This is a genomic window from Gelidibacter sp. (genome assembly GCF_035577925.1).
Classification (GTDB): Bacteria; Bacteroidota; Bacteroidia; order Flavobacteriales; family Flavobacteriaceae; genus Gelidibacter.
In genome coordinates, this window is sequence record NZ_DATJCY010000174.1 from 1 (window position 1) to 4,680 (window position 4,680).

Consider the following 4,680-nt stretch of genomic DNA (forward strand, 5'->3'; position numbering starts at 1 on the left):
ACCAGCACTGTCCGAGAAAAGAAACAACCTGCTTCGGCTTCGCTCAGCAACCGACCCGCAGATTTAGGATATTACTTAGGTTATCAAATAACAGAATCGTATTACAACAATTCGGATAACAAAAAACAAGCGATTAAAGAAATATTAGAAATGAAAAATGCAGAGAAATTTTTAGAAAAAAGTAAATACGACAAATAAAATACTGTAGGCAATAACGGCTATACAATTTAATACCAATTTATTTTGAAATTCAAAATAGTATTTAGATATTTGTCTAAATAACTAAATACATGAATTCTCTTTTCAAAGCATTAAATGATGAAACTCGAAGGCAAATTATAGAGCTATTAAAGGAAAAAGATATGAATGCTGGTGAAATTGCTGACAGATTTAGTATATCGAAACCGAGTATTTCACATCATTTGGACATTCTAAAAAGGGCAGACTTGATCACTGGAGAGAAAAAAGGACAATTTGTAGAATACTCTTTGAATACAAGTATTTTAGAAGATTTGCTTAACTGGATATTAACGTTAAAAAAATAAACTAATGAACCTAAAAAAAGAACTTCCGATTTTAGCAATCGTTTTATTGCCATTTATCTATTTAGGGTATGTATGGAATGAATTGCCAAGTAAAGTTCCAATGCATTGGAATATTAAAGGAGAAATTGATCGGTATGGAGATAAATCAGAATTGATAATAATTCCTTTTTTATTACCTCTACTCGTATATCTAATATTTTTAGTAGTTCCAAAAATTGACCCAAAGAACAAGTTAAACAAAATGGGGGGAAAGCTTCAAGCTATCAAGTTTTTACTAACTACATTGATGTCAATATTAGCATTGTTTATTATTTATACAGCAAAAAACCAGTCATTTACCAACCCAAATTATATTGTTATAATAATTGGAGTCTTATTCATAGTTATAGGAAATTATTTTAAAACGATAAAGCCAAATTACTTCATCGGAATAAGAACGCCTTGGACTTTAGAAAATGAAACCGTTTGGAAAAAGACACATAAATTAGGTGGAAAAATGTGGTTTATTGGTGGTATTTTGATTGTTATATTAAGTTTAATTTTAAACAAAAGCCTAAGTTTTACAATATTTATGATTATAACAGGTGTAATTACGATAATTCCTATTGCATATTCATATTTGATATATAGAAATGAAGTACAATAATTTTGCAGGTTAAAATAGAATGGGAAAAGAAGAAAATATAAAAATACACGAAACAGCATTTGTTACTTCAGCTTTTAGGGCTTTTGACGAAAATTTGAGTCAAGATATTTTTGCGAAATTATGGCAAAATCCAAAAACAGAACAATGGATTGCAGCGTATCTTAACAAAGTTTCATCAGAGGAAACTTATACGCATTGTCTAAGAAATAGATACTTTTTGGATAAAATAAAAGATTTGGTCCAAAACCAGGAGATTGAAGTGCTCATAAATTTTGGAAGTGGGTTTAGTATGTATCCTTTTCTGCTCAATGAAAATCTGATTAATATAGAAATTGATAAACCTGAAATAGTGGATTACAAAAAAGATAAAATCAAAAAATGGCAGAAGGAAAATATACTTCCAAAAAGGAACATTCACTTTATTGGCGTTGATTTTAGTGAAAATTATAAAAAAGATTTATTATCAAAAATTAATTCGATAACGGCTAATAAGTCGAGTTTTATACTTGTTGAGGGTGTTTTGTTTTTTTTAGATAAGGAAGAAACAGACAAGTTATTCGACTTTTTCAATATCCTTCAGAAAAGTGAAGATTATATTGGTAGTGCGTCATTTCAAGAAACCATAAAAGAAACTATTGCTTTTAAAAACTTATTGAACTTCTTCAATCAAAGTGTTTCAAAAACAAGTGCAAATGATTATCAAACGATTCCAGATGAATACTATAGTTCTAATAAAAATTATAGATTAATTGACCATCAAGATTATTTTAGTCTTTCAAAAAAATATGGAAATAGAATTAACCAAGATAAAGAGTTGATTTTAAATGAAAACTTCTATTTACTTAAAAAAAACTGACATAAAGTATTTAATGCTAACAGGTGCAACTGTTGCATAATCTTTATTTTAAAAAAAATGTTTTTAATAGCTGTATGAATTATACGACTTAACCAAATAAAAGAGCCAAACTGAATATCAATTTGGCTCTTTTATGTTGTGAGGAATTTTGTACTTGAAGGATTTTATTTGCGCAGAACTATAAGGATTTAAACCAATCTTGAAAGTAAGTGCCCAAACCAGGGGTTAATTTCTTTTCACCGCTAAGTGCACCTATTAAACTCATTATCCAGAGGACAAAAACACCTAGCGATGCAATCCATCCAAGAATTGGTACAAAGCTTAGCACTAAGCCCAAAAGGCCCAGTCCTAATACTTGGCGGATGTAAAATGAACCTAATTCATCTTTTGTGTTATTGTTCATTACTAAAGCAATAATCCACCCAATTAGAGTAAGGTGTGCAATTAGTGCAATACTTTTGCCGTCTTTAGAAGCGGCGTTCAGATCGTTTTCAAATTGGTTAGCGGCTTGCTTGGTGTCTTGGGCAAATTCATTTGCCGTTTGTTTTGCTTGTTCGCCTGCGCTATCCATCGACTTTTTTAAATCGTCGCCAAAATTCGTGTTCTCAGTCATTTTTAATGTAAGATTTTTAAAATTAGAATTTTAAAGGTAATAAAAACTTTTCATTTACCAATAGGGTTAAATGCCTGAATTTGAAATCTAGCTTTACATTGTTTTTGTCAGGATTTAACTTTGAAATGGTTATAGTTTTGACAGTGCCTTTATTTTATCAACGATAGTTTGTGCCAGTTTTTCCTTGCTTTCTATGGTCCAACCGGCAATATGTGGCGTTAACAAAACATTATCTGAGTGAATGAGATACTTGAAGGCCTCCGGCATTTCTGAAGTAAACAGATCTTCAAAGGACGATTTTTCATATTCCAAAACATCAAGTCCGGCACCAAGTATTTTCCCGGATTTTATGGCGGTGACCAAATCGTCGGTGACGACACTTTTGCCACGAGCCGTATTTATGAACCAAAATGGTTTTGTGAAGGCATTGATAAAGTCTAAGTTGATCATTTTCAATGTTAGCGGGGTTTGCGGCGTGTGCAGACTGACAACATCAACTTTTTCTTGAAATTCCTTAAGGGATACTTGTCTGGCATTGGCATCGCCTACATTGCTTTTTATGTCATAGCATAACACGTCAACATCAAAACCGCGCAGCTTCTTGGCAAATGATTTTCCCATATTGCCATAACCAATAATGCCCACCGTTCTGCCGTCCAATTCAATACCGCGATTGGCCTCACGAAGCCACTTTCCGGAACGGACTTCACGATCGGCTTTATTGAGTTTGTTGAATAGCGATAGGAGCATACCCAAGGCCTGTTCTCCAACAGCATTTCTGTTGCCTTCGGGTGCCGATAAAAGCTGTATCCCTTTTTTCTGAGCATAATCGACATCAATATTTTCTAAACCAGCGCCTAAACGCCCAATAAATTTGAGATGTTTGGCCGCATCAAGAAATTGTTGGTCTATACCAAAACGGCTTCTTATAATAATGCCGTCATAATTATGGATTTTGGCTTCAATTTCTGCTTTTGATGAGGTATAATCTTCATCGTTTTCAAAACCCATAGCTTGGAGTTGATCAATAAGTAAAGGATGGTTGGTATCGAGGTGAAGTATTTTCATAGCAATAGTTCTGCGCAGGCAGAGCTCTTATTTTTAAAGGTTGATAACGTCAAAATTAAGAAAAGCATTTTGATTTAGATATATTTAAAAGCTTAGAGTCTGTTTAATATTTTCCTCAAACCTAACAGTCCCGATAGCAATCGGGACTGTTAGGTTTAGTACCCGATTTTTGTTGATTCACCCTTTAGGGCTGGGGTAGAAAATCAAGAAAAATCCATTAAATATAATTTTTGTCGTATATCAAGTTTAAAACTATTAAAAACCTAAAACAATTTTAGCGACAATAAAATAGGTCAAAATTCCAAAAACATCATTACTGGTCGTAATAAAAGGCCCAGTGGCAACGGCGGCATCAATACCGCGACGGTCCAAAAATATAGGCATTGAAGTGCCAATAATAGCAGCCATCATAATAACTGTGACCAAAGCGAGGCAAATGGTCAAAGATTCGAGATAGGTGGTTTGAAATCCAAAATGGCTGATCATTAAAACGATAAAAGCAATGGCCAGTCCGTTGACCAATCCCAATAATAATTCTTTAAGTAAACGGCCCACAATATTGCTGTCAATCGTACCGTTGGCTAAACCTTTTACCACAATTGCCGACGATTGTACCCCAACATTTCCGGCTGTAGCTTGAACTAGTGGAATAAAAAGCATTAGTGTAGGAAATTGCATCATGGCATCACTAAATCCATTAATGATACTTGCAGCACCAATTCCGCCAAACATCCCGATAAGAAGCCAAGGTAAGCGCGCTCTTGTAAGTTGCCATATGCTGTCATCGGCTTCAACATCTCCTGTAATACCAGCTGCCAATTGGTAATCTTTATCGGCTTCTTCAATTAAAACGTCCACAATATCATCAATCGTAATACGACCTAATAAAACCATGTTGTCATCAACCACCGGGATGGCTTCCAAGTCATATTTGGCCATGATTTTGGCTACT

At 33.8% G+C, this 4,680-nt stretch carries 6 protein-coding genes and 1 pseudogene; 4 read left to right on the forward strand and 3 right to left on the reverse strand.

From position 1 onward, the window contains the following. The 4 genes and pseudogenes from VNJ50_RS06175 to VNJ50_RS06190 all read left to right on the forward strand — a co-directional run. Positions 1 to 198, forward strand: a pseudogene (locus VNJ50_RS06175) (hypothetical protein); the annotation flags it as partial. A gap of 92 nt (positions 199 to 290) precedes the next feature. Continuing rightward, complete coding sequence (locus tag VNJ50_RS06180; protein WP_325580054.1) at positions 291 to 545, forward strand: autorepressor SdpR family transcription factor; 255 nt, start codon at positions 291 to 293, stop codon at positions 543 to 545. Positions 546 to 549: 4 nt separating this feature from the next. Next, positions 550 to 1,191, forward strand: a complete 642-nt coding sequence (locus VNJ50_RS06185; protein WP_325580056.1) for an SdpI family protein — start codon at positions 550 to 552, stop codon at positions 1,189 to 1,191. 19 nt (positions 1,192 to 1,210) lie between these two features. Continuing rightward, positions 1,211 to 2,047: a class I SAM-dependent methyltransferase gene (locus VNJ50_RS06190; RefSeq protein ID WP_325580058.1), complete on the forward strand. Its 837-nt coding sequence runs from the start codon at positions 1,211 to 1,213 to the stop codon at positions 2,045 to 2,047. Between the two features lie 178 nt (positions 2,048 to 2,225). On the opposite strand, the gene VNJ50_RS06195 is transcribed toward VNJ50_RS06190, so the two are convergent. The 3 genes from VNJ50_RS06195 to VNJ50_RS06205 all read right to left on the reverse strand — a co-directional run. After that, positions 2,226 to 2,660, reverse strand: a complete 435-nt coding sequence (locus VNJ50_RS06195) for a YtxH domain-containing protein (RefSeq protein ID WP_325580059.1) — start codon at positions 2,658 to 2,660, stop codon at positions 2,226 to 2,228. Between the two features lie 129 nt (positions 2,661 to 2,789). Continuing rightward, a complete protein-coding gene (locus VNJ50_RS06200; protein WP_325580060.1) occupies positions 2,790 to 3,728 on the reverse strand; it encodes a 2-hydroxyacid dehydrogenase in 939 nt (312 codons plus the stop codon). Positions 3,729 to 3,983: 255 nt separating this feature from the next. Beyond that, positions 3,984 to 4,680, reverse strand: a 697-nt coding sequence (locus tag VNJ50_RS06205; RefSeq protein WP_325580061.1) for a magnesium transporter, incomplete at its 5' end; no start/stop codon positions are given.

What these genes read in the sequence shown, in the direction of transcription:
- VNJ50_RS06190 (WP_325580058.1), top strand. Translation starts at nt 1,211, where the DNA reads ATGGGAAAAGAAGAAAATATAAAAATACACGAAACAGCATTTGTTACT.
- VNJ50_RS06185 (WP_325580056.1), top strand. Translation starts at nt 550, where the DNA reads ATGAACCTAAAAAAAGAACTTCCGATTTTAGCAATCGTTTTATTGCCA.
- VNJ50_RS06200 (WP_325580060.1), bottom strand. Translation starts at nt 3,728, where the DNA reads ATGAAAATACTTCACCTCGATACCAACCATCCTTTACTTATTGATCAA.
- VNJ50_RS06180 (WP_325580054.1), top strand. Translation starts at nt 291, where the DNA reads ATGAATTCTCTTTTCAAAGCATTAAATGATGAAACTCGAAGGCAAATT.
- VNJ50_RS06195 (WP_325580059.1), bottom strand. Translation starts at nt 2,660, where the DNA reads ATGACTGAGAACACGAATTTTGGCGACGATTTAAAAAAGTCGATGGAT.